The organism is Pseudomonas sp. S1_G07, from assembly GCF_054668565.1.
On record NZ_CP162778.1, the window covers coordinates 1,817,716 to 1,842,304 of the forward strand.

14 protein-coding genes, 2 tRNA genes, 3 rRNA genes and 1 pseudogene are annotated in these 24,589 nt (G+C 58.2%); 11 read left to right on the forward strand and 9 right to left on the reverse strand.

Annotated elements, in window-relative coordinates; translation table 11 throughout:
* Positions 1-155 precede the first annotated feature (155 nt).
* Positions 156-929 (forward strand): annotated as a pseudogene (locus AB4O05_RS08240) (calcium:cation antiporter); the annotation flags it as partial.
* 104 nt (positions 930-1,033) lie between these two features.
* On the opposite strand, the gene AB4O05_RS08245 reads toward AB4O05_RS08240, so the two are convergent.
* From AB4O05_RS08245 to AB4O05_RS08270, 6 genes are all read right to left on the reverse strand, one after another.
* The gene (locus tag AB4O05_RS08245) at positions 1,034-2,392 is read right to left on the reverse strand and encodes an 8-oxoguanine deaminase (RefSeq protein WP_460131700.1); all 1,359 of its coding nucleotides are present in this window, start codon (positions 2,390-2,392) and stop codon (positions 1,034-1,036) included.
* A 183-nt stretch (positions 2,393-2,575) separates the two neighbouring features.
* Positions 2,576-3,262: an SDR family oxidoreductase gene (locus tag AB4O05_RS08250; protein WP_460131698.1), complete on the reverse strand. Its 687-nt coding sequence runs from the start codon at positions 3,260-3,262 to the stop codon at positions 2,576-2,578.
* 56 nt (positions 3,263-3,318) lie between these two features.
* Positions 3,319-3,900, reverse strand: a complete 582-nt coding sequence (locus AB4O05_RS08255; RefSeq protein ID WP_460131696.1) for an IMPACT family protein — start codon at positions 3,898-3,900, stop codon at positions 3,319-3,321.
* A 12-nt stretch (positions 3,901-3,912) separates the two neighbouring features.
* The gene (locus AB4O05_RS08260) at positions 3,913-4,572 is read right to left on the reverse strand and encodes a TetR/AcrR family transcriptional regulator (protein ID WP_460131695.1); all 660 of its coding nucleotides are present in this window, start codon (positions 4,570-4,572) and stop codon (positions 3,913-3,915) included.
* A gap of 87 nt (positions 4,573-4,659) precedes the next feature.
* Positions 4,660-6,054 carry a uracil-xanthine permease family protein gene (locus AB4O05_RS08265; protein WP_460131694.1) on the reverse strand — a complete coding sequence of 465 codons (1,395 nt, stop codon included), beginning with the start codon at positions 6,052-6,054 and terminating at the stop codon, positions 4,660-4,662.
* An 87-nt stretch (positions 6,055-6,141) separates the two neighbouring features.
* Positions 6,142-7,062: a LysR family transcriptional regulator gene (locus AB4O05_RS08270; protein ID WP_460131692.1), complete on the reverse strand. Its 921-nt coding sequence runs from the start codon at positions 7,060-7,062 to the stop codon at positions 6,142-6,144.
* A gap of 125 nt (positions 7,063-7,187) precedes the next feature.
* On the opposite strand from AB4O05_RS08270, the gene aptA reads away from it, so the two are divergent.
* From aptA to AB4O05_RS08320, 10 genes are all read left to right on the forward strand, one after another.
* The gene (gene aptA, locus AB4O05_RS08275; protein ID WP_460131690.1) at positions 7,188-8,537 is read left to right on the forward strand and encodes an omega-aminotransferase AptA; all 1,350 of its coding nucleotides are present in this window, start codon (positions 7,188-7,190) and stop codon (positions 8,535-8,537) included.
* Positions 8,538-8,577: 40 nt separating this feature from the next.
* Positions 8,578-10,071 (forward strand): CoA-acylating methylmalonate-semialdehyde dehydrogenase, encoded by a 1,494-nt coding sequence (locus AB4O05_RS08280; RefSeq protein ID WP_460131689.1) that lies wholly within the window; start codon positions 8,578-8,580, stop codon positions 10,069-10,071.
* 570 nt (positions 10,072-10,641) lie between these two features.
* Positions 10,642-12,178 (forward strand): 16S ribosomal RNA (locus tag AB4O05_RS08285).
* 123 nt (positions 12,179-12,301) lie between these two features.
* A tRNA-Ile gene (locus AB4O05_RS08290) sits at positions 12,302-12,378 on the forward strand.
* Between the two features lie 10 nt (positions 12,379-12,388).
* Positions 12,389-12,464, forward strand: a tRNA-Ala gene (locus AB4O05_RS08295).
* A gap of 240 nt (positions 12,465-12,704) precedes the next feature.
* Positions 12,705-15,596, forward strand: a 23S ribosomal RNA gene (locus AB4O05_RS08300).
* Positions 15,597-15,766: 170 nt separating this feature from the next.
* Positions 15,767-15,882: ribosomal RNA gene (rrf, locus tag AB4O05_RS08305) — 5S ribosomal RNA — on the forward strand.
* The 16S, 23S and 5S rRNA genes sit together here with 2 tRNA genes alongside, the layout of an rRNA operon.
* Before the next feature lie 165 nt (positions 15,883-16,047).
* Positions 16,048-16,701: a paraquat-inducible protein A gene (locus AB4O05_RS08310; protein WP_460131687.1), complete on the forward strand. Its 654-nt coding sequence runs from the start codon at positions 16,048-16,050 to the stop codon at positions 16,699-16,701.
* The gene (locus tag AB4O05_RS08315; protein ID WP_460131686.1) at positions 16,688-17,311 is read left to right on the forward strand and encodes a paraquat-inducible protein A; all 624 of its coding nucleotides are present in this window, start codon (positions 16,688-16,690) and stop codon (positions 17,309-17,311) included. The genes AB4O05_RS08310 and AB4O05_RS08315 overlap by 14 nt, the downstream gene beginning before the upstream one ends.
* Positions 17,304-19,607: a PqiB family protein gene (locus AB4O05_RS08320; protein ID WP_460164861.1), complete on the forward strand. Its 2,304-nt coding sequence runs from the start codon at positions 17,304-17,306 to the stop codon at positions 19,605-19,607. The genes AB4O05_RS08315 and AB4O05_RS08320 overlap by 8 nt, the downstream gene beginning before the upstream one ends.
* 89 nt (positions 19,608-19,696) lie before the next feature.
* On the opposite strand, the gene mksF is transcribed toward AB4O05_RS08320, so the two are convergent.
* From mksF to mksB, 3 genes are read right to left on the reverse strand one after another with little or no spacing between them, the layout of a single operon-like run.
* A complete protein-coding gene (gene mksF, locus AB4O05_RS08325; protein ID WP_460131684.1) occupies positions 19,697-22,537 on the reverse strand; it encodes an Mks condensin complex protein MksF in 2,841 nt (946 codons plus the stop codon).
* Positions 22,534-23,241, reverse strand: a complete 708-nt coding sequence (mksE, locus tag AB4O05_RS08330; RefSeq protein ID WP_460131682.1) for an Mks condensin complex protein MksE — start codon at positions 23,239-23,241, stop codon at positions 22,534-22,536. The genes mksF and mksE overlap by 4 nt, the downstream gene beginning before the upstream one ends.
* Complete coding sequence (gene mksB / locus AB4O05_RS08335; protein WP_460131680.1) at positions 23,231-24,523, reverse strand: Mks condensin complex protein MksB; 1,293 nt, start codon at positions 24,521-24,523, stop codon at positions 23,231-23,233. Before mksB ends, mksE begins: the two co-directional genes overlap by 11 nt.
* Positions 24,524-24,589 lie beyond the last annotated feature (66 nt).

Sequence of the window (24,589 nt, forward strand, 5' to 3'; positions counted from 1 at the left end):
GGTGGTGGAGTGTCGATGAATTCAGCGTTTTTTCCGTCTGAGGTATCCGAAGCACATGGAAATGGGTGTCAAGTTTTAGGTGTCAAAATAGTTATCTAAGCTGTTGATTCGTATAGGGTTATACCTTCTAGATGAATTCATGTGTCTAGAAAAACCTAATGCTGGACATCAACGGCATCCTCGGCCTGGCTGCGCTGATGGGAGGGATCAAGCATGGTGAGCAGTCCTACAATGACGATTCGGCACGGACCTACAGCGTGATGATCCTCACCGCCATGGGGGTGTCGATGGTGGTGCCGGAATTTATCCCTGAGGCCGACTGGAAGATTTACTCGGCCTTCACCATCGGCGCGATGGTGGTGCTTTACACCCTGTTCCTGCGCATGCAGGTGGGGCCCCACAGTTATTTCTTCAGCTACAGCTACCCTGAAAAACGCCGTAAGAAACTGCCGGAAGACGAGCAGGCGCCGCCGGTTAACCTGGCGTTTTCTATTGGCACCCTGGTGTTTGGCGTGATCGTGATTGGCGCGTTGGCCGAAGTGATGTCCAAGACGCTCGACCTGGGCCTGGAAGGGACGGGGGCGCCACCGGTCATCACCGCAATTGTGGTAGCGGCCATTTCGGCGGCGCCGGAGATTCTGACCGCCTTGCGCGCCGCACTGGCCAACCGCATGCAGTCGGTGGTCAACATCGCGTTGGGGGCATCCCTGTCGACAGTGATCTTGACGGTACCGGTGATGGAGGCCATGGCGCTCTACACCGGCCAGCCGTTCCAGATGGCGATGACACCGGTGCAAACAGTGATGGTGCTTATCACGCTGATCGTCAGCGCGATCAACCTCAACGACGGCGAAACCAATGCCATCGAAGGGATGACCCATTTTGTGTTGTTTGCGACCTTTATCATGTTGTCGCTGCTGGGACTGTAGGCGCGAGCTTGCTCGCGAAGAACCTGAGAGCGCCGCGTTAAACCAGAAAACCCGCGTTATCGTTGACGTTTTTCGCGAGCAAGAACTAGGCGTCCCCCTCGCTCCTACAGGGGATGGATCAGGTTACGCGCCGCCTGGCTGTGATCGGCGATCAGGCTTTTGAGGTCCAGGCCCTCCACCTGCCCGTCAATCACGCGCCATTTGCCGCCAACCATCACCCGGTCCGCCCGGTCGGCGCCGCACAACAGCAGCGCGGAGATCGGATCATGGCTGCCGGAGAAGCGCAGTTCGTCGAGCTTGAACAGCGCCAGGTCGGCCTGTTTGCCGACGGCCAACTCGCCGATATCCGTACGCCCCAGCAACTGCGCCGAGCCTCTGGTGGCCCAGCCGAGTACGCCTTCGGGGGTGATTTTTTCCGCGCCGTAGCGCAGGCGCTGGATATAGAGGGCCTGGCGCGCTTCGAGGAGCATGTTCGACGCATCGTTGGAGGCGGAGCCATCCACGCCCAGGCCGAGGGGGGCGCCGGCGGCAAGCAAGTCGAGGGTCGGGCAGATGCCGGAGGCCAGGCGCATGTTCGAGCTTGGGCAATGGCAGATACCGGTCCGGGCGGCGCCCAGGCGGGCGATTTCGTCCGGATTGAAGTGAATGCCATGGGCCAGCCAGGTGCGGGGGCCGAGCCAGCCGACGCTGTCGAGGTAATCCACGGTGCGCAGGCCAAAACGTTGCAGGCAGAAGTCTTCCTCGTCGAGGGTTTCCGCCAGATGGGTATGCAGGCGCACGTCGAGCTCGTTGGCCAAGTCGGCGCTGGCTCGCATGATTTCCGGGGTGACCGAGAACGGCGAGCAGGGTGCCAGGGCAATCTGGATCTGTGCACCGTCGCCACGCTCATGGTATTCGCGGATCAGGCGCTGACTGTCGTCAAGGATGACCTGGCCTTGTTGCACCGTCTGCTGGGGCGGCAGGCCGCCATCGGCTTCACCCAGGCTCATGGAACCGCGTGTGAGCATGGCGCGCATGCCCAGTTCGCGCACGCTGTCGACTTGTACGTCGATGGCGTTTTCCAGGCCGTCGGGGAACAGGTAGTGGTGGTCGGCGGCGGTGGTGCAGCCTGAGAGCAGCAATTCCGCCAGCGCGACTTTGCTGGCCAGGGCGAGTTTTTCCGGGGTGAGCCGCGCCCACACCGGGTACAGGGTTTTCAGCCACGGGAATAAGGGTTGGTTGACCACCGGCGCCCAGGCGCGGGTCAGGGTCTGGTAGAAGTGATGGTGAGTGTTGATCAGCCCGGGCAGGACCACATACTCGCGGGCATCGAAGACCTGGGTGCAGGGTTGCGCGGGTGCGTGCCCCAGGGCCAGCACTTCGGTGATGACACCGTCTTGCAGCACCAGGCCGCCACGGGCGTCGAGGCCGTTGGCGGTGAAAATCGCGAGGGGGTTTTTTAACCAGATACGGGTCGCAGGCATTGGCCGGCTCCTCTGAATGATGGGTTCAGGTTTGCCAGCTCAGTGTTGCCCTGTCTGCTGATCCAGGGTCGCCGGGGAGGGCGAGATGAGGAGTTTACGTATTGTCCTTGATGGGGTCTATCTGTAGGAACGTGCTGCTCTTGAGATCATCGCGGGCAAGCCCGCTCCCACAGGGGCGAGGTGTTACCAGGCGATAGTGTCGCCTTTGTAGTCCACGAAGTGATGGCCGCCTTTGCCGGTGTAGGCATTTACCTGATCCACCAGGCCGCGCACGCTGGTGTCGACATCGATGTGTGCGTTTTCGCCGCCCATGTCGGTTTTCACCCAGCCTGGATGCAGCGAGAGAACCGTCAGCTTGTGATCGCCCAATTGGGTGATAAAGCTGTTGGTCATGGAGTTCAGTGCGGCTTTGCTGGCTTTGTACAGCGCCAGGTCGGATCCATCGGGAATGGTCACGCTGCCCAGCACCGAGCTCATGAAGGCCAGTACCCCGCTGTCTTTGCGAATCTGCCCGACAAAGCGCTGGGCCAGGTTGATCGGCGCCACGGCGTTGGTGAAGAACAGTTGGCCGACTTCCGCCAGGGTGGCGTGGCCGGGCTCCTGGTTGGCCGGGCCCTTGACGCCGGCGTTGACGAACAGCAGGTCAAAGGTGCGGTCCTTGAGGCGCTGGTTCAGGGCGATCACCGCTTGCTGATCGTCCATGTCGAGCTTCTCGATCTGTACCGGGCCAACGGCTTTCAGCGCATCGGCCTTGCTCGGATCACGCACGGTGGCTGTCACGTCCCAGCCGTCCTGGAGCAATTGCTTGACCAGGCCAAGGCCCAGCCCGCGTGAGGCGCCGATGATCAGTGCGGTTTTTGGCGTAGACATGAAGGCTTCCTTTAAGAGTCGCGGTTCAGGGTGTTCAGTCGACAACATTAGCAGTTTCAGCGCTGCAGCAGGATGCGCCCGCGGCTCAGGTCGGCGAGCTGCGTCTGCAGGGTGCCGATATGGGCTTCGCCCAGCGCCAGTTGCAGCTCGACGCCGTTGGCGGTGAAGCTCTCTTCCACGATCAACCCGCCCAGTTCGGCGACGCGCAGTTTCACCAGGTTCAGTTCGGAGAACCCACAGGCGCAACTCAGTGGCACGCGGCTGATCAATTCGATGCGCTCGGCATTTTGCAGGCACTTGTTCGCGCCGCCACCGTAGGCGCGGGCCAGGCCGCCGGTACCTAGTTGGATACCGCCATACCAGCGAATCACCAGCACCGCGACCTGGTCAAAACCCTGGGCCTCGATGGCCGCCAGGATCGGCCGCCCCGCGGTACCACCGGGTTCGCCGTCGTCGCTGCTGCGGTATTGATCGGCCAGCTTCCAGGCCCAGCAGTTGTGCGTGGCGTTGAGGTCGCTGTGCTGCTCGAAAAATGCCTGGGCTTCTTGCGGGCTGGAGATCGGCGCGGCGAGGGTGATGAAGCGGCTTTTGCGTATTTCTTCGCGAAACTCGCAAAGGCCGGTGAGCGTGAAAGACATAAGTTGCTTCGTTTAGAGGGCCGGCTTGATGCCGCAGCCTTTGAGAATGATATGGATCAGGTTGGTGCCGGCGTCTTCCATGTCTTGCTTGGTCAGCTTGGTGCGACCGGTGACGCGGCAGATCTGGGTGGCGAAGTCGGCGTAGTGCTGGGTGCTGCTCCATAGCAGGAAGATCAGGTGTACGGGGTCGATGGGGTCCATCTTGCCCGCATCGATCCAGGCCTGGAACACCGCCGCGCGGCCGCTGAACCAGGCGCGGTAGTCTTGACCGAAATATTCGGTGAGGCATTCGCCGCCGCTGATGATCTCCATGGCGAAGATCCGCGAGGCTTGTGGCTGGCGCCGCGAGAACTCCATCTTGGTGCGAATGTAGCGGGTGAGGGCCACGGCGGGGTCGTCCTCGGCGGTCAGTGCGTTGAAGGTGCTGTCCCACAGTTCGAGGATGTTGCTGAGCACGGCGATATACAGGCCCAGTTTGTTGGTGAAGTAGTAGTGCAAGTTGGCCTTGGGCAGCCCGGCACTGGCAGCAATGGTATTCATGCTGGTGCCCTTGTAGCCATGGCGCGCGAACTCATCTTCAGCAGCCCGCAGAATCGCTTGCTCGTTCTTTTGCCGAATGCGGCTGGCGGGCTTACCGGCGTGGTTGCTGTGGGCAGGAACTTCGAGGCTCATGGAGATTACCGTGCTGATCGATAGAGACGACGTGTGCACAGATAACCCACCCTCAAGCCCCAGACAAGTCCCGATGCAATAAAACCGTCAAAGCGGTTCCAGCGTGTCGTTTTCCGGCGCTTGGTTTGCGCCAGCATGGGCCGCTTTGGCTTCCGGCAATAACAGGCACAACACAATGGCGGTCATACCACCGCTGGTGATGGCCGAGTCGAACAGGTTTTGCACCAGTGTCGGCATCAGGTGCAGCAGGTTCGGCTGGGCAGCAATGCCCAGGCCTACGCCAAACGAGGTGGCGATGATCAGCATGCTGCGTCGGTCCAGTGGCGCCTGGGCGAGGATGCGCACGCCGGCGGCGGCCACGCTGCCGAACATCACCAGAGTGGCACCGCCCAATACCGGTTTGGGGATTTGCTGCAGTACGGCCCCAATAAACGGGAACAGGCCGAGACAAAACAGCACCACGCCGATGTATAGACCGACGTAGCGGCTGGCCACGCCGGTCAGTTGGATCACGCCGTTGTTCTGCGCGAAGGTGGTATTGGGGAAGGCGCTGAAGGTGGCGGCGATCATGCAACTGACGCCATCGCCGAGCACGCCGCCCTTGAGCCGGCTTATATAAGACGGACCGCTGATGGGCTGGCGGGCGATCATGCAATTGGCGGTAAGGTCGCCGACGGTTTCGATGCTGCTGATCAGATAAATCAGCGCGATGGGCAGGAAGGCGCTCCAGTCGAAGTTGAAACCAAAGCGGAACGGCACCGGCAGGCTGACCAGGGGCAGGTCCGGCAGGGCTTGGGGCACCAATTTGCCGCTGAACCAGGCGGCGAGGCTGCCGAGGGCCAGGCCGATGATGATCGCCGACAGGCGCACCCAGGGAGTGTTGGAGCGGTTGAGCAGAATGATCGTCAATACCACGAACACGCCCAGCGCCAGGTTGGTGGGCGCGCCGAAATCGGGCGCATTGAAGCCACCCCCGAGGTCGGTGATGCCGACTTTGATCAGGCTGATGCCGATCAGGGTAATCACGATTCCGGTGACGAGAGGCGTGATTACGCGGCGCAGTTGGCCGATAAAGCGGCTCAGCACGATCTGCACAAGCGCGCCAAAAAAGCACACGCCGAAGATCATCGCCATGATGTCTTCCGGGCTGCCACCGCGTTGCTTCACCAGGAAGCCCGCCGACAGGACGGCGCCAAGAAACGCAAAACTGGTGCCTTGCAGGCAGATCATCCCGGCGCCAATACCAAACGGCCTACGCGCCTGGATGAAGGTGCCGACACCGGAAACCATCAACGCCATGCTGATCAGGTAGGGCAAATGGGCGGTCAGGCCCAGGGTGGAGCCGATGATCAGCGGCGGCGTGATGATGCCGACAAAGGCGGCCAGTACGTGTTGCAGTGCGGCAAGCAATGCCGGGGCAGGTTTGGGGCGGTCGTTGAGGCCGTAGATCAGGTCGCTGGGGCTGGAAGATTCTGGTGGCATGACGGGCAAACTCGAGGCGGACGGTTCTAGGTACTTGTACCCTTGCAAAAAGCTGTCCAGTTGCTCAGCTTTTGCGTGAGCCCTGGGTTAGCGCGTTGCGGCCAGGCTTTCCAGGAAGCTTTCGAGCACCAAATGGGGGCGACGGCCCTTGCGCGTGACCGATGCCAGGCTTAAATCGTAAAAACGCGTAGGCGGTTTCAGTGCGCGCAGTCGGCCTTGTTGCACCCATAGGTTGGCGTAGTGATCGGGCAGGTAGCCGATATAGCGGCCCGTGAGAATCAGGAACGCCATACCTTCGCGGTCCGAGGCGCTGGCGGTGCAATTGAGTGCCTGGTAGTGGGCCTGGATCTCCGCAGGCAGGCGGAAGGTAGGGGCGATGGCGTCCTGGCTGTCGATGCGCTCGTCGTCCAATTGCTTGTCGTCGGCGTAAAACAACGGATGGCCGACCGCGCAGTAAAGCAGCGAACGTTCGCTGTACAACGGTTGGTATTCCAGGCCGGAGAGGGCGCTGGCCTGAGGTACCACGCCGACATGCAGGCGACCGTCGAGGACACCTTGTTCGACTTCATTGGGGGCGATCATGCGGATCTGGATCTGTACGTCGGGGCCGCGTTCCTTCAACTGCGCCAAGGCGTGAGTGATGCGCATGTGGGGCAGGGTGACCAGGTTATCGGTGAGACCGATGATCAGCTCTCCGCGTAAATGTTGGTGCAGGCCGTTGACCTCGGTGCGGAAACTTTCCAATGCACTCAGCAGTTGCAGGGCGGATTGGTAGACCTCTCGACCTTCTTCGGTCAACGAGAACCCGGCACGACCGCGTTGGCACAGTCTTAAGCCTAGCCGCTGCTCAAGGTCGCTCATTTGCTGGCTGATGGCCGACCGACCGATGCCAAGCACGGTTTCCGCCGCCGAGAAGCCACCGCATTCCACCACGCTGCGAAAGATACGCAGCAGGCGAATATCAAAGTCACTGACTTGGGCCAGAGGGTCGGGTCGACGGCTGCTCATAGTTTAGTGGCGCCCTGACTGAAGGTTAGAAGAGTTGGATTTCACCGACTTTATCGTCGTGGCAATTTAGCTGCAACAATGCTTTTCAATCCCGACGCTGCCTTTTGCCCTGCGAGGTTTTGCTGATGAACATGCCCGAAAACGCCCCATCGTTCCTGGCCAGCCAACTGAAGTTGGATGCGCACTGGATGCCTTACACCGCGAACCGTAACTTTCAGCGTGACCCGCGCTTGATCGTGGCCGCCGAAGGCAGCTGGTTGACCGATGACAAGGGGCGCAAGGTCTACGATTCGTTGTCAGGCCTGTGGACCTGCGGCGCCGGGCATACGCGCAAGGAAATCCAGGAGGCAGTGGCCAAGCAATTGGGCACCTTGGACTATTCCCCAGCCTTCCAATACGGTCATCCGTTGTCGTTCCAGCTGGCGGAAAAGATCACCGACCTGACCCCCGGCAACCTGAACCACGTGTTTTTTACCGACTCCGGCTCCGAGTGCGCCGATACGGCGGTGAAAATGGTACGTGCGTACTGGCGCCTGAAAGGCCAGGCCACCAAGACCAAGATGATCGGCCGCGCACGTGGTTATCACGGTGTGAACATCGCCGGTACCAGCCTGGGCGGTGTGAATGGCAACCGTAAGATGTTTGGCCAGGCGATGATGGATGTTGACCATCTGCCTCACACGCTGCTGGCGAGCAATGCCTTTTCCCGTGGCATGCCGGAGCAGGGCGGTATCGCCCTGGCCGATGAGCTGCTCAAGCTGATCGAATTGCACGACGCTTCCAACATTGCTGCCGTGTTTGTCGAGCCGATGGCCGGTTCCGCTGGCGTGCTGGTGCCGCCACAGGGTTACCTCAAGCGCCTGCGTGAGATTTGCGACCAGCACAGCATCCTGTTGGTGTTCGATGAAGTGATCACCGGGTTCGGTCGTACGGGGTCGATGTTTGGTGCCGACAGCTTCGGCGTAACCCCGGACCTGATGTGCATCGCCAAACAAGTCACCAACGGCGCGATCCCGATGGGCGCGGTGATTGCCAGCAGCGAGATATACCAGACCTTCATGAACCAGGCGACGCCGGAATACGCGGTGGAATTCCCGCATGGCTATACCTATTCGGCCCACCCGGTGGCTTGCGCGGCTGGCCTGGCGGCACTGGACCTGTTGCAGAAGGAAAACCTGGTGCAGAGCGTAGCCGAAGTCGCTCCGCATTTTGAGAATGCACTGCATGGCTTGAAGGGCAGCAAGAACGTGATCGACATCCGCAACTACGGCCTGGCTGGTGCAATCCAGATTGCTCCGCGTGACGGTGATGCCATCGTGCGTCCATTCGAGGCTGGTATGGCCTTGTGGAAAGCCGGTTTCTACGTGCGTTTTGGCGGCGATACTCTGCAGTTCGGGCCAACTTTCAACAGCCGGCCGCAGGACCTGGATCGCCTGTTCGATGCGGTCGGCGAAGTGCTGAACAAGATCGACTGATTTCTCCTTCTATAATAGAACAACTTTTCAGGAGCCCTGCATGAGCCTCATCCAGCATTTGATCAATGGCGAGTTGGTCAACGACAGCGGTCGCAGTGCCGACGTGTACAACCCGTCTACCGGTCAGGTGATTCACCAGGTGCCGTTGGCCAGTCGTGAAACCATTCAACGTGCAATCGACTCGGCCAAGGCGGCTTTCCCGGCCTGGCGCAATACGCCAGCGGCCAAGCGTGCCCAGGTGATGTTTCGTTTCAAGCAATTGCTGGAGCAGAACGAAGCGCGTATCTCGCAGTTGATCAGCGAAGAGCATGGCAAGACGCTGGAAGATGCCGCTGGTGAGTTGAAGCGTGGGATCGAGAACGTCGAGTACGCGTGCTCGGCGCCGGAGATTCTCAAGGGCGAGTACAGCCGTAACGTTGGGCCGAACATCGATGCCTGGTCGGATTTCCAGCCGCTGGGTGTGGTGGCGGGTATTACGCCATTCAACTTCCCGGCGATGGTGCCCCTGTGGATGTACCCGCTGGCGATCGTTTGCGGTAACTGCTTCATCCTCAAGCCTTCGGAGCGTGATCCGAGTTCGACGCTGTTGATCGCGCAATTGCTGCAGGAGGCCGGTCTGCCCAAAGGTGTGCTGAGCGTGGTGCACGGTGACAAGGGCGCGGTGGATGCCTTGATCGAAGCGCCGGAAGTCAAAGCGCTGAGTTTTGTGGGCTCGACGCCGATTGCCGAGTACATCTATTCCGAGGCGACCAAGCGCGGCAAGCGTGTACAGGCGCTGGGCGGGGCGAAGAATCATGCGGTGCTGATGCCGGATGCGGACCTGGATAATGCGGTCAGTGCGCTGATGGGCGCGGCGTATGGATCTTGCGGTGAGCGTTGCATGGCGATCTCGGTGGCTGTCTGCGTGGGTGATCAGGTGGCGGATGCGTTGATCGCCAAGCTGGTGCCGCAGGTCAAGGCGCTGAAGATCGGCGCGGGCACTTCTTGCGGCCTGGATATGGGGCCGCTGGTGACGGGACAGGCGCGGGATAAGGTCAGTGGCTATATAGAGGATGGTGTATCGGCGGGCGCGGAGCTGGTCGTTGACGGTCGTGGTTTGAGTGTTGCCGGACATGAAGCAGGTTTCTTCCTCGGCGGTAGCTTGTTTGATCGTGTGACGCCTGAGATGCGTATCTACAAGGAAGAGATCTTCGGGCCGGTATTGTGCGTGGTCCGGGTAGATAGCCTGGAAGCCGCGATGCAGTTGATCAATGATCACGAATACGGCAACGGTACCTGCATCTTTACTCGTGACGGTGAGGCGGCGCGTCTGTTCTGTGACGAGATTGAAGTGGGTATGGTAGGTGTGAACGTTCCACTGCCGGTGCCGGTGGCGTATCACAGCTTTGGCGGCTGGAAGCGTTCGCTGTTTGGTGATTTGCATGCCTATGGGCCGGATGGCGTGCGTTTCTACACCCGTCGCAAGGCGATTACCCAGCGTTGGCCGCAGCGTGCCAGTCATGAGGCATCGCAATTTGCCTTTCCAAGCTTGTAAGTCTCGGTTACTGGAAGGCCGGCCTCTTGGGGTCGGCCTTCGCCGTTCTGGGTTTTTTGGGTCTATATGACAGAAATGTGAAAAAGAAGATTGACGGCAGATTCTAGACGCCTATAATTCGCCCCACTTCCGGCGCTGCCGAAACTGAAAACTCCTTGCTAAACAATGAGTTAATCAGTTTTAAGCAGCAAGTTGCTTCAGTTCATCGAAGCCAGAAGGAAGTTGAAAAAGAGGTGTTGACAGCAGCGTGTAACGCTGTAGAATTCGCCTCCCGCTGACGAGAGATCGGAGGCGCAAGTGGTTGAAGTTGTTGAAGAATTCTTCGAAAGCTTCTGAAAATAACCACTTGACAGCAAATGAGGCTGCTGTAGAATGCGCGCCTCGGTTGAGACGAAAGCTCTTAACCAACCGCTCTTTAACAACTGAATCAAGCAATTCGTGTGGGTGCTTGTGGGGTCACACTGATAGTCAACAAGATTATCAGCATCACAAGTTACTCCGCGAGAAATCAAAGAATAACCAACGATTGCTGAGCCAAGTTTAGGGTTTCTTAAAAACCCAAAGATGTTTGAACTGAAGAGTTTGATCATGGCTCAGATTGAACGCTGGCGGCAGGCCTAACACATGCAAGTCGAGCGGTAGAGAGAAGCTTGCTTCTCTTGAGAGCGGCGGACGGGTGAGTAATGCCTAGGAATCTGCCTGGTAGTGGGGGATAACGTTCGGAAACGGACGCTAATACCGCATACGTCCTACGGGAGAAAGCAGGGGACCTTCGGGCCTTGCGCTATCAGATGAGCCTAGGTCGGATTAGCTAGTTGGTGGGGTAATGGCTCACCAAGGCGACGATCCGTAACTGGTCTGAGAGGATGATCAGTCACACTGGAACTGAGACACGGTCCAGACTCCTACGGGAGGCAGCAGTGGGGAATATTGGACAATGGGCGAAAGCCTGATCCAGCCATGCCGCGTGTGTGAAGAAGGTCTTCGGATTGTAAAGCACTTTAAGTTGGGAGGAAGGGCCATTACCTAATACGTGGTGGTTTTGACGTTACCGACAGAATAAGCACCGGCTAACTCTGTGCCAGCAGCCGCGGTAATACAGAGGGTGCAAGCGTTAATCGGAATTACTGGGCGTAAAGCGCGCGTAGGTGGTTTGTTAAGTTGGATGTGAAATCCCCGGGCTCAACCTGGGAACTGCATTCAAAACTGACTGACTAGAGTATGGTAGAGGGTGGTGGAATTTCCTGTGTAGCGGTGAAATGCGTAGATATAGGAAGGAACACCAGTGGCGAAGGCGACCACCTGGACTGATACTGACACTGAGGTGCGAAAGCGTGGGGAGCAAACAGGATTAGATACCCTGGTAGTCCACGCCGTAAACGATGTCAACTAGCCGTTGGGAGCCTTGAGCTCTTAGTGGCGCAGCTAACGCATTAAGTTGACCGCCTGGGGAGTACGGCCGCAAGGTTAAAACTCAAATGAATTGACGGGGGCCCGCACAAGCGGTGGAGCATGTGGTTTAATTCGAAGCAACGCGAAGAACCTTACCAGGCCTTGACATCCAATGAACTTTCTAGAGATAGATTGGTGCCTTCGGGAACATTGAGACAGGTGCTGCATGGCTGTCGTCAGCTCGTGTCGTGAGATGTTGGGTTAAGTCCCGTAACGAGCGCAACCCTTGTCCTTAGTTACCAGCACGTAATGGTGGGCACTTTAAGGAGACTGCCGGTGACAAACCGGAGGAAGGTGGGGATGACGTCAAGTCATCATGGCCCTTACGGCCTGGGCTACACACGTGCTACAATGGTCGGTACAGAGGGTTGCCAAGCCGCGAGGTGGAGCTAATCCCATAAAACCGATCGTAGTCCGGATCGCAGTCTGCAACTCGACTGCGTGAAGTCGGAATCGCTAGTAATCGCGAATCAGAATGTCGCGGTGAATACGTTCCCGGGCCTTGTACACACCGCCCGTCACACCATGGGAGTGGGTTGCACCAGAAGTAGCTAGTCTAACCTTCGGGAGGACGGTTACCACGGTGTGATTCATGACTGGGGTGAAGTCGTAACAAGGTAGCCGTAGGGGAACCTGCGGCTGGATCACCTCCTTAATCGACGACATCAGCTGCTCCATAAGTTCCCACACGAATTGCTTGATTCATTGAAGAAGACGATAGAAGCAGCTTTAAGCTCCAAGCTGATAGCTCCAAGCTAACAGTTACGCGCTCGAAATTGGGTCTGTAGCTCAGTTGGTTAGAGCGCACCCCTGATAAGGGTGAGGTCGGCAGTTCGAATCTGCCCAGACCCACCAATTTTGTTATGGGGCCATAGCTCAGCTGGGAGAGCGCCTGCCTTGCACGCAGGAGGTCAACGGTTCGATCCCGTTTGGCTCCACCATTAACTGCTTTTACTTGTTAGAGTTTAGAAATGAATATTCCGGCGTGAATATTGATTTCTAGTCTTTGATTAGATCGTTCTTTAAAAATTTGGGTATGTGATAGAAAGATAGACTGGACGTTACTTTCACTGGTAACGGCTCAGGCTAAGGTAAAATTTGTGAGTATCTCTTAATTGAGTATTATCGAATTTTCGGCGAATGTCGTCTTCACAGTATAACCAGATTGCTTGGGGTTATATGGTCAAGTGAAGAAGCGCATACGGTGGATGCCTTGGCAGTCAGAGGCGATGAAAGACGTGGTAGCCTGCGAAAAGCTTCGGGGAGTCGGCAAACAGACTTTGATCCGGAGATGTCTGAATGGGGGAACCCAGCCATCATAAGATGGTTATCTTGTACTGAATACATAGGTGCAAGAGGCGAACCAGGGGAACTGAAACATCTAAGTACCCTGAGGAAAAGAAATCAACCGAGATTCCCTTAGTAGTGGCGAGCGAACGGGGACTAGCCCTTAAGTGGCTTTGAGATTAGCGGAACGCTCTGGAAAGTGCGGCCATAGTGGGTGATAGCCCTGTACGCGAAAATCTCTTAGTCATGAAATCGAGTAGGACGGAGCACGAGAAACTTTGTCTGAATATGGGGGGACCATCCTCCAAGGCTAAATACTACTGACTGACCGATAGTGAACTAGTACCGTGAGGGAAAGGCGAAAAGAACCCCGGAGAGGGGAGTGAAATAGATCCTGAAACCGTATGCGTACAAGCAGTGGGAGCCCACTTTGTTGGGTGACTGCGTACCTTTTGTATAATGGGTCAGCGACTTATTTTCAGTGGCGAGCTTAACCGAATAGGGGAGGCGTAGCGAAAGCGAGTCTTAATAGGGCGTCTAGTCGCTGGGAATAGACCCGAAACCGGGCGATCTATCCATGGGCAGGTTGAAGGTTGGGTAACACTAACTGGAGGACCGAACCGACTACCGTTGAAAAGTTAGCGGATGACCTGTGGATCGGAGTGAAAGGCTAATCAAGCTCGGAGATAGCTGGTTCTCCTCGAAAGCTATTTAGGTAGCGCCTCATGTATCACTGTAGGGGGTAGAGCACTGTTTCGGCTAGGGGGTCATCCCGACTTACCAACCCGATGCAAACTCCGAATACCTACAAGTGCCGAGCATGGGAGACACACGGCGGGTGCTAACGTCCGTCGTGAAAAGGGAAACAACCCAGACCGTCAGCTAAGGTCCCAAAGTTATGGTTAAGTGGGAAACGATGTGGGAAGGCTTAGACAGCTAGGAGGTTGGCTTAGAAGCAGCCACCCTTTAAAGAAAGCGTAATAGCTCACTAGTCGAGTCGGCCTGCGCGGAAGATGTAACGGGGCTCAAACCATACACCGAAGCTACGGGTATCACGTAAGTGATGCGGTAGAGGAGCGTTCTGTAAGCCTGTGAAGGTGAGTTGAGAAGCTTGCTGGAGGTATCAGAAGTGCGAATGCTGACATGAGTAACGACAATGGGTGTGAAAAACACCCACGCCGAAAGACCAAGGTTTCCTGCGCAACGTTAATCGACGCAGGGTTAGTCGGTCCCTAAGGCGAGGCTGAAAAGCGTAGTCGATGGAAAACAGGTTAATATTCCTGTACTTCTGGTTATTGCGATGGAGGGACGGAGAAGGCTAGGCCAGCTTGGCGTTGGTTGTCCAAGTTTAAGGTGGTAGGCTGAGATCTTAGGTAAATCCGGGATCTTAAGGCCGAGAGCTGATGACGAGTTAACTTTTAGTTAACGAAGTGGTTGATGCCATGCTTCCAAGAAAAGCTTCTAAGCTTCAGGTAACCAGGAACCGTACCCCAAACCGACACAGGTGGTTGGGTAGAGAATACCAAGGCGCTTGAGAGAACTCGGGTGAAGGAACTAGGCAAAATGGCACCGTAACTTCGGGAGAAGGTGCGCCGGTGAGGGTGAAGGACTTGCTCCGTAAGCTCATGCCGGTCGAAGATACCAGGCCGCTGCGACTGTTTATTAAAAACACAGCACTCTGCAAACACGAAAGTGGACGTATAGGGTGTGACGCCTGCCCGGTGCCGGAAGGTTAATTGATGGGGTTAGCTAACGCGAAGCTCTTGATCGAAGCCCCGGTAAACGGCGGCCGTAACTATAACGGTCCTAAGGTAGCGAAATTCCTTGTCGGGTAAGTTCCGACCTGCACGAATGGCGTAACGATGGCGGCGCTGTCTCCACCCGAGACTCAGTGAAATTGAAATCGCTGTGAAGATGCAGTGTATCCGCGGCTAGACGGAAAGACCCCGTGAACCTTTACTATAGCTTTGCACTGGACTTTGAATTTGCTTGTGTAGGATAGGTGGGAGGCTTTGAAGCGTGGACGCCAGTTCGCGTGGAGCCAACCTTGAAATACCACCCTGGCAACTTTGAGGTTCTAACTCAGGTCCGTTATCCGGATCGAGGACAGTGTATGGTGGGTAGTTTGACTGGGGCGGTCTCCTCCTAAAGAGTAACGGAGGAGTACGAAGGTGCGCTCAGACCGGTCGGAAATCGGTCGTAGAGTATAAAGGCAAAAGCGCGCTTGACTGCGAGACAGACACGTCGAGCAGGTACGAAAGTAGGTCTTAGTGATCCGGTGGTTCTGTATGGAAGGGCCATCGCTCAACGGATAAAAGGTACTCCGGGGATAACAGGCTGATACCGCCCAAGAGTTCATATCGACGGCGGTGTTTGGCACCTCGATGTCGGCTCATCACATCCTGGGGCTGAAGCCGGTCCCAAGGGTATGGCTGTTCGCCATTTAAAGTGGTACGCGAGCTGGGTTTAGAACGTCGTGAGACAGTTCGGTCCCTATCTGCCGTGGACGTTTGAGATTTGAGAGGGGCTGCTCCTAGTACGAGAGGACCGGAGTGGACGAACCTCTGGTGTTCCGGTTGTCACGCCAGTGGCATTGCCGGGTAGCTATGTTCGGAATAGATAACCGCTGAAAGCATCTAAGCGGGAAACTAGCCTCAAGATGAGATCTCACTGGAACCTTGAGTTCCCTGAAGGGCCGTCGAAGACTACGACGTTGATAGGTTGGGTGTGTAAGCGCTGTGAGGCGTTGAGCTAACCAATACTAATTGCCCGTGAGGCTTGACCATATAACACCCAAGCAATTTGCTTGCTTCAAGCCGAGAGGCAAAAGAGCACCAGATTGCGGTGTGTGAAGACGAAATGAACCGAAAGTTCGAATCTCACAAATCACCAAAAGCTGTCACATACCCAATTTGCTGAAGCGCGGCCAACTGGCCACGATTCGGTACCCGAATTTCTTGACGACCATAGAGCATTGGAACCACCTGATCCCATCCCGAACTCAGTAGTGAAACGATGCATCGCCGATGGTAGTGTGGGGTTTCCCCATGTGAGAGTAGGTCATCGTCAAGATTAAATTCCGAAACCCCTGTTTGCTAACGCAGACAGGGGTTTTGTTTTGCGCGGTCGAAAAGCAAGCGTGCGGCTGTGGTTGCTGCCCGACAAATTTGCACAGTTATTTCTGAGCCAGACCACTAGAATAGGCACCTAACCTTTTTTAGAGTCAGAGCCCTACCTATGCCGGATCCGGTTGATGCCCTCGGGGATTTACCACTTGACGACCTGGTGGCATGTCATGAGTGCGACTTGCTGATGCGCAAGCCCGTGCTCGCTCTTGGCGAAAAAGCCCAATGCCCGCGTTGTGGTTATGAGTTGTACGCGCACCGCCACAACGTCGTTGAGCGAAGCCTCGCCTTGGTACTCGCCGCACTGTTGCTTTACATACCGGCGAACTTTTTACCCATCATGCAGCTCAATCTACTCGGGCAGTCCTCAGAGGACACCGTATGGAGCGGTGTAGTCGGCCTATTCGACAGCGGCATGCAAGGCGTCGCTGCGGTGGTGTTCCTGTGCAGCATGGGCATTCCCTTGCTCAAATTGCTTTGCCAATTGGCAGTACTGCTCAGTATTCGCTGGAAGATCGGCCGCAGCTATGGGCTGCTGCTGTATCGCATCTACCATCACATGAAAGATTGGGGGATGTTGGAGGTCTACTTGATGGGGGTGCTGGTGGCGATCGTAAAACTCGCCGACATGGCCTCCATTACGATTGGCCTGGGTCTGGTCTGCTTCGTCAGTCTATTAATGGTTCAGGTTCTGCTTGAGGTGGTGATGTCGCCCCACCAGATCTGGCAAGCACTGTCAGGAGAGGACGATCATGCGGGCGATTGATGCGGGTATTCTGATTTGTACCGAATGTCACGAATTGAACAAACAAGAGGCGGATACCGCAGAGCAAACCTGTACTCGTTGCGGTGCGCTGATCCATGCCCGGCGCCCCAACAGCCTCGCGCGCACCTGGGCCTTGCTGATCACCGCAGCGATTTTGTATATCCCTGCAAACCTGTTACCGATCATGACCGTCAACTCCCTCGGCCAGGGTGACCCCAGTACCATCATGGCGGGTGTCATCCAACTGGTGCAGCACGGCATGTTCCCCATTGCCGCCGTGGTGTTCATCGCGAGCATTCTGGTACCGACGTTCAAGCTGGTGGGTATTGGCCTGCTACTGTTCTCAGTACAGCGGCACCAACCGCTCTCTGCGCAACAGCGCATCGTGATGTACCGCTTTATCGAATTCATTGGACGCTGGTCCATGTTGGATATCTTCGTGATCGCCATTCTGGTGGCGGTCGTAAACTTTGGACGACTTGCCAGTGTCGAGGCCAACCTCGGTGCAGCAGCGTTCGCCAGTGTGGTGATCTTGACGATGCTTGCCGCTGTAACTTTCGATCCCCGACTGATTTGGGATAACACGGAGTCGGACGACGACCATGAGTGATTTGCCTAAAGCTAAAACCCGACCGGCCTCCAATTGGTCGGCCATCTGGGTGTTGCCCCTGGTTGCCCTGATCATAGGTGGCTGGCTGGGGTGGCGTGCCTATTCCCAGCAGGGGATTGAGATCCAGGTGCGCTTTGAAAGTGGCGAAGGCATCCAGGCCAACAAGACCGAAGTCGTCTACAAAGGCATGCCGGTTGGCAAGGTCAAAGCCCTGGCCCTGGATGACGAGGGCAACAATCGTGGGGTCATCGCCACCATTGAGATGAACAAGGATGTCGATCAATACCTCAAGACCAATACCCGCTTCTGGCTGGTCAAGCCCAGCGTGAGCCTGGCCGGCATCACCGGCCTGGAAACCCTGGTCTCGGGCAATTACATCGCCGCCAGCCCAGGCGATGGCGAGCCTACCCGCAAATTCAAGGCGCTCTCCGAAGAGCCGCCGTTGTCTGACGCCAAGCCTGGCCTGCACCTGACCATCAAGGCTGATCGCCTCGGCTCGCTCAACCGTGGCAGCCCTGTGTTCTACAAGCAGATTCAGGTCGGCCAGGTCAAAAGCTACCTGCTCTCCGAAGACCAGAGCACCGTTGAAATCAAGGTCTACATCGAGCCTACCTATGCCAGCCTGGTGCGCAAACATACGCGTTTCTGGAATGCCAGCGGCATCAGCATCGACGCCAATCTTTCCGGCGTGAAAGTGCGGAGCGAATCTCTCTCCAGCATTGTCGCCGGCGGTATCGCCTTCGCCACGCCGGAAAACCGTAAAGACAGCCCGCCTACCGATCCAAGCCTGCCGTTCCGTTTGTACGAAGACTTCGACGCTGCGGCTGCCGGCATCAGGGTCAAGGTCAAACTCACTGACTTCGAAGGCCTGCAGGCCGGGCGCACTCCGGTGATGTACAAAGGTATTCAGGTCGGCAGTCTGAAAACCCTGAAGATCGATCCGGATCTGTCCAGCGCCAATGCTGAGCTGACCCTTGACCCATTGGCCGAAGACTACCTGGTGCAGGATACCCAATTCTGGGTGGTCAAACCGTCGATCTCCCTGGCCGGGATCACTGGCCTGGAGGCGTTAGTCAAAGGTAACTACATCGCCATCCGGCCCGGTGACAAAGGCAGCGCCCCCCAGCGTGAATTCGTTGCTCGCGCCAAAGCGCCGCCGCTGGACCTTCGCTCCCCCGGTCTGCACATGGTGCTGTTTACCGATAACCTCGGCTCCCTGGATGTCGGCAGCCCGATCCTTTACAAGCAAGTCAAAGTCGGCTCGGTGCAGAGCTACCAGTTCTCGCGCAAGAACAAGCAACTGGTGATCGGCGTGCACATCGAAAAGGAATACGAAAACCTGGTGAACGGCTCTACACGATTTTGGAATGCCAGCGGCGTTACCCTGACCGGCGGCCTCACTGGCGGCATCCAAGTGAAGAGCGAATCCCTGGCCAGCCTGATGGCCGGCGGCATCGCGTTCGAAACCCCGGAGCCGAACGTCCCCCTGAAAAAACGCATTCCGCGTTTCCGCCTGTTCGCTGATCGCGAAGCCGCCAATCAGCACGGCACTCTGGTGACCATCAGGGTCGACCGCGCCGACGGCATGCGCCCTGGTACACCTGTACGTTTCAAGGGCCTGGATGTGGGCAAGATCGAGAGCGTCGATCTGAGTGCCGACATGCAATCGGTGCTGCTCAGCGCTCGCATCACCCAGGTGGCTGACCGTATTGCGCGGGCCGGCAGCCAGTTCTGGGTGGTCAAGCCTGAGCTGGGGCTGATGAAAACCGCCAACCTCGAAACCTTGGTCACCGGGCAATACATCGAGGTGCAGCCGGCCGCGAAAAGTGCTGGCCCGCAAAAGAGTTTCGTCGCCCTGGACCAGCCGCCCGAAGCCGCTCACCAAGAGGCTGGCCTGAGCCTCACACTCAGTGCTGCGCGCCGGGGTTCGCTGAAGGAAGGGGTGCCGGTCACCTACCGTGAAGTCACCGTGGGCAAGGTCACTGGCTACGAATTGGGCCAGACCGCCGACCGCGTGCTGATCCATATCCTGATCGAACCCAAGTACGCACCGCTGGTACGCAGTGGCAGCCGTTTCTGGAACACCAGCGGTTTCGGTCTCGACTTCGGCCTGTTCAAGGGCGCGACGGTACGCACCGAGTCCCTGGAAACCCTGGTCGCCGGCGGTATCGCCTTTGCCACGCCAGAGGGCGAGCGCATGGGCAACGCCGCACGGCCACAGCAGACCTTCCCGCTGTTCGACAAGTTCGAAGACGAATGGCTGACCTGGGCGCCGAAGATTCCGCTGGGCAAGTAGACCGAGGCGCGAGACCCTCAAAAACCCCTGGCCCACAAAAAAGGCCGCGATCCATAGAATCGCGGCCTTTGGCATTTCAACGCCGAATGTCAGACCTCATCCAACTCCGGCTCATCCGCCTGCACATTCACCGTGGCCTTCACCTCATCATGGCGACGGATGTACTTCCAGTCCGCCTCATCGATATAGATCCCGTTCGGCCCGCTGCCGCCTTCCAGGTCAATCGCCACCTGGGCTGACACCTGTGGCTTCACACTCGCCAGAATCGGTACAAAGCCCAACTGCAAGCTGGTTTCCAGCAGCGCCGCCTGGTTCTTTTCATCGATGTCTGCCGCTTCATCGAGGTAGTACGGCAAGCGCACACGACCGGCCTGGTCGCGGTCCATCAAGTGCAACAACAGGTACATGTTGGTCAGCGCCTTGATGGTCATGGTGGTGCCGTTGGAGGCAGCGCCGTCGATGTCGGTATGAATCACCGGCTGCCCATGCACCTTGGTGATCTCGAAGGCCAGCTCGAACAGGTCCTTGAGGCCCAACTGGTTATGGTTGGCGGCTACCAGGCGCGCCAGGTATTCCTTGGCCTCTTCGTTCTTGTTGTCCTGCTCGGCGCTTTGGCTGAGGTCGAACACCGACAAGGTTTCGCCTTCTTCGTACTGGCCAGCGCTGTGAATGATCTGGTCGATATGCTTGAGCGCTTCCTTGTTCGGTGCCAGCACAATGCGGAAACTCTGCAGGTTGGACACCTGGCGCTTGTTGATCTCGCGGTTGAACAGGGCCAACTGGTGTTCCAGGCTGTCGTAGTCGCTGCGGATATTGCGCAAGGTCCGCGCGATATCGGTGACCGCCGCGCGGCGTGCCTTGCCCAGTGTCAGTGCTTCATCGGTACGGTGCGCATAGGCGTTGATCAACAGCTGCAGGCGACGCTCCACGTCATCCTCGCTGTCGAACTTGGCCACGCCCTTGAGGCGCACCTGGGCATACAACGCCTCGATCTGGCCATCGGCGCGCAACAAGCCCTGCCAACTGTCCTGATAGTCATTGAGCAGCGGCAGCAGGTTGTCCATGGAATCGTCGACCGGGTCCATGAACGGCGTGCCGAACGGCAAGTCCGCCGGCAACAGCTGGCGACGACGCAAGGCGTCATCCAGCGTGCGCTGCTTGGCTTCCATGTCGCCGATCTGGCGGCCGACCAGTTGCAACTTGGCTGACAGTTGCTGGACGCGCTCGGTAAAGGCATCGCTGGAGCGCTTCAATTCGTCCTGGGCAGCTTCCATCTGCGCCAGGTTTTCCAGTTTCTCGCCTTCTTCCGCACTCAGGGTTTGCGCGCGACGGAAGTCTTCCAGGGCCTTTTGCGCGTCCAGCACCTGCTGGTACAGCGCTTCGGTCTGGGTCTTGCTCGCCGCGCGGTCGGAGGCTACCGCCTGCTGGGTCTTGAGCTGTTTGAGTTCTTTGTCCAGGCGTTCCTTCTGGTCGCGCAATGCGGCGCGGTCCGCCAGGGCCTGCAACGCCGGCGGCTCGATGTGCGAGATGTCGATGGACAGCCCCGGCACTTCAAAACGCTCACCCTTGAAGCCATCGAGGATCTGCTCCAGGGATTTGACCCACTGGCCGTCCTCGTCCAGCGTGATGCCATGCTCACCCAACGGTAGGCTGAACAGCGAGCTGTTGAACAGGCGCATCAGACGCTCGACATCCTGCTGCGAGAATTCTTCGCGCAGCTTGGCGTAGCTGTTGTTGTCGGCGTGATCGAGTTGCTGCTTGACCGACTTCAAGCGTTTTTCCAGATCGCGCAGACGCTCGTCCAGATCCTCGGCGCTGAACTGGCGCGACTGCGCCAGGGCGCCCGCCAGTTCATCGTGAGCATCCTTGGCCGCCAGCAATTGCTGCTCCAGCACCTTGACGTCATCCACCAGGGCAAAGCGATGCTTGAGCACCGACAGCTCACCCAGCCAACGTTGGATGCCGCTGATCTCGCGCTCCAGGCGCATCAGTTCCTGGGTGCCGCCGCGCTGGTCGTTCTGCAGCGCGTCCTGCTCGTTGCGGTAGTGCTCGGCCTGAATGGTCAGCTCTTCCTTGCGCGCACTGGCATAGTCCGACCAGGTGCCCAGCAGCGAATCCAACAGTGGCGACAGGCGATGCAATTTGCCGCGCAGGATGTCGCGCTGTTTCACGCCATTGGCCAGCGCTTCGACCAGCGGCCCGGCAGCGACCAGAGAGTTGTAGTCCTGCTCCATGCGCCGCACATCGCGGAACGCTTCTTCGCACGCGGCGATGTAATCCACGCTACCCGAACGCAGGCTGTGTTCGAATGCATCGAGGAACAGTTGCTTGAGCTTGGCCGCGGTAATCTCGCGCATGTGCAGCAGGTTGATAAACAGCGCACGGAAGGTCTTCAGGCTCTGCTCGCTGGTGGAGCGCAGCGGGATCAGCGTCAGGTCCAGCGGGATCGAGGTGTGCCCGCCGACCAGCAGGCGCCGCAGCTCATCGGGCTTGAGTTCGTAGGCTTTCAGGCCCTCGCGTTCCAGGTTGGTGAACAACTCCTTCTGGCGCAGGCAGGTGTCGTTCTTCTGGTAGTGAGCCAGGTCCAGCTTGCCGGCGTAGGCAAAGAACTGGTGACCGAAACCACCGCCCGGGCCGCGCCCGACCACGCCGATCACGTGCGGGCCGTGGGGCAGCGAAACTTCCACCAGGATGTAGCTGGTGTCGGTGGCGAAGTAGAAGCGCCGCGATTGTTCCAGGGTGTACTTGCCGAAACTCATGTCCGACATGCGTGCCAGGATCGGGAACTGCAAGGCGTTGATCGAGGCGGATTTACCCAGGTTGTTCGCGCCATACACCGACAGCGGTTCTTCCAGCGGGAACAGGCCCAGGCTGTAACCGGCGGTGTTCAATAGGGCGAAGCGGCGGATGCCGTAGCGTTCCTTACTCATGCGTCGGTCTCCTGTTCTTCGGCAATGGCGCGGGCCAGGGCGTCTTCTTCGTTTTCTTCTGCGAAATCACTCAAGTCCAGCGGGTCATCGGTCTTCAGCAGCTTTTCATCGCTGTCTTCGTCGATGATCACCGGTGCCGGCAGCGGCAATACGCTGTGCACGCTGGCAGCGAGGTCGCGGTCCTGCTGCACCGACAGGCAGACGTCAAGGAAACGGTGCATCGGCGGCAGGAAACGGTAGATGCCGTTGTCTTCGCTGGCAAAGCCCAGTTGAGTCATGCGGCGCATGATTTTTTCTTCGAGTTCTTCCTGGGTCTGCACTTCGGCCTGGATAAACAGGTCGCGGTATTTTTCCAGCAGCGATGGCAGCTCATCGCGGCCCAGGCTGCCACCGTCGAGCACGGCGATCGGGTCGCGGCCCTGGTCGGCCAGGTGCTCGACAATGATGAACGTGAACAACGCCAGGCGCTGGGCGGTCTTGTTGACCTGCGCGCTGGCGATCGCCGAATCCGGCACGAAGTAGTAGAAACCCCGCGTATCGCACACCAGCTCAAAGCCCAGGGCCTTGAACAATGTGCGGTACTGGTCCTGGAAGTTCGACAGTTGCGCGTACAGCTCCGGGTCGCGGCGGCTGACGTGGTAGCCCTTGAACAGCTCACGAAAGATCGGCGCCAGCTGGGACAGTTCGGATAGATCAAGTTGCATGCGAAGTCCTTACATAAGCGGTGCTCGCAGAATGCTCGGCGGCGTCGGGCGTGGCCGGGAGCAGGGCGAATGAGCGCAGGCTGACCTGATGCTCGTGGGTGTGATAGTCGCGGCGTTCCAGGCGTTCGCGCTTGAAGCGTTTTTCGCGGGACAGGCGCGAGAACCAGTACAGCAATTCGTCGGTGGCGCCGTTCGGTTCCTGCTCCAGTAGCCAGGTCATCAGGTCGGGCATCGGCAGCGCGTCTTCGCAGCGTTCGAGCATTTCCTTGACCGTGCGCGGTGCACGCTGGGCGTCGCCCTTGTGGGATTTGTGCGCCTTGGGGAAACGCGCCGGTTTTGGTTCGAAATTCGCCAGTGCGTACACATAGGCTTCGACCTGACTGGCACTGCCGAGAAACGTGCTTTGCGGCCGGGTGAACATGGGCATCGCCGCCTGCGGTACCGCGTCCAGACCCTTTCGACGAATGGCCGACAGGGCCAGCGCCGCACCACGGGTCACGGCATTGTGCCGGCGCGCTTCTTCGCGCAACGGCAACAGCAGTTCCCGCGCATGCCGCAAGGTCAGCTGGGCGCTGGTCTGCATCTCGAGGATCCGCGCGTGAGTGCGCAGCAGCATGTCGTCGTCCACCAGGTGGCCGAGGCGCTGTTGCTCGGTGAGCAGGCGCAGCAGCACGTTTTCCACCTTGCGCACGCCTTGTTCGAAGGCGCCGTCGGCGTTTACCAGTTGGATCATCGGTTCGACGTATTCGTCCCATGTCGCCAGGACTTCGGCGTAACGCTGGCGCAACGGAATCTGCCGGTCGCTGGTCTTGGCGCGGTCGGCCACAGCGGCGAGGGCCTGTTCGTCGTTGGCGAGCTTTTTCAGCACATCCCGCACGCGCATATCCAGCAGGCGCAGCTGGCGGGCCAGATCATGGCCATCACGAATGTCGAAGGCGTCCTGAATATAGCCGGCCAGGCGCTCGAGGTGGCGCAGGTAGGCTTCGATCTCCAGGCACAGGCCAAGCCGGTGCTCCTTGCGAAGATAAGCCAGGAAGTCGTGGATCTGCGCGTTGAGCTCGAAACGGTTAGGGCTCTTGGCGACAGGCACCAGAATATCCAGGCGAATCCACACGTCCAGCAGGCTGGTGATGTCCTGGGGCGTGCTGTCCAGTTGTTGGGCGGCCAGTTGCGCGCGCAGCTCGCCCAGGCTCAGGGTGCCTTGGTCGAAGTGTTCGCACAGTGGCTCGAGTAAGGCCCAGTGTTCGGCGAGGGCGCGCAGGACGCGCTTGGGTTCGATCATGGGAATGGCCGGCTGGTTAGCGATTAAAGGTCGCGATTGTACTGCATCAGGCGCGGGATTTATCCA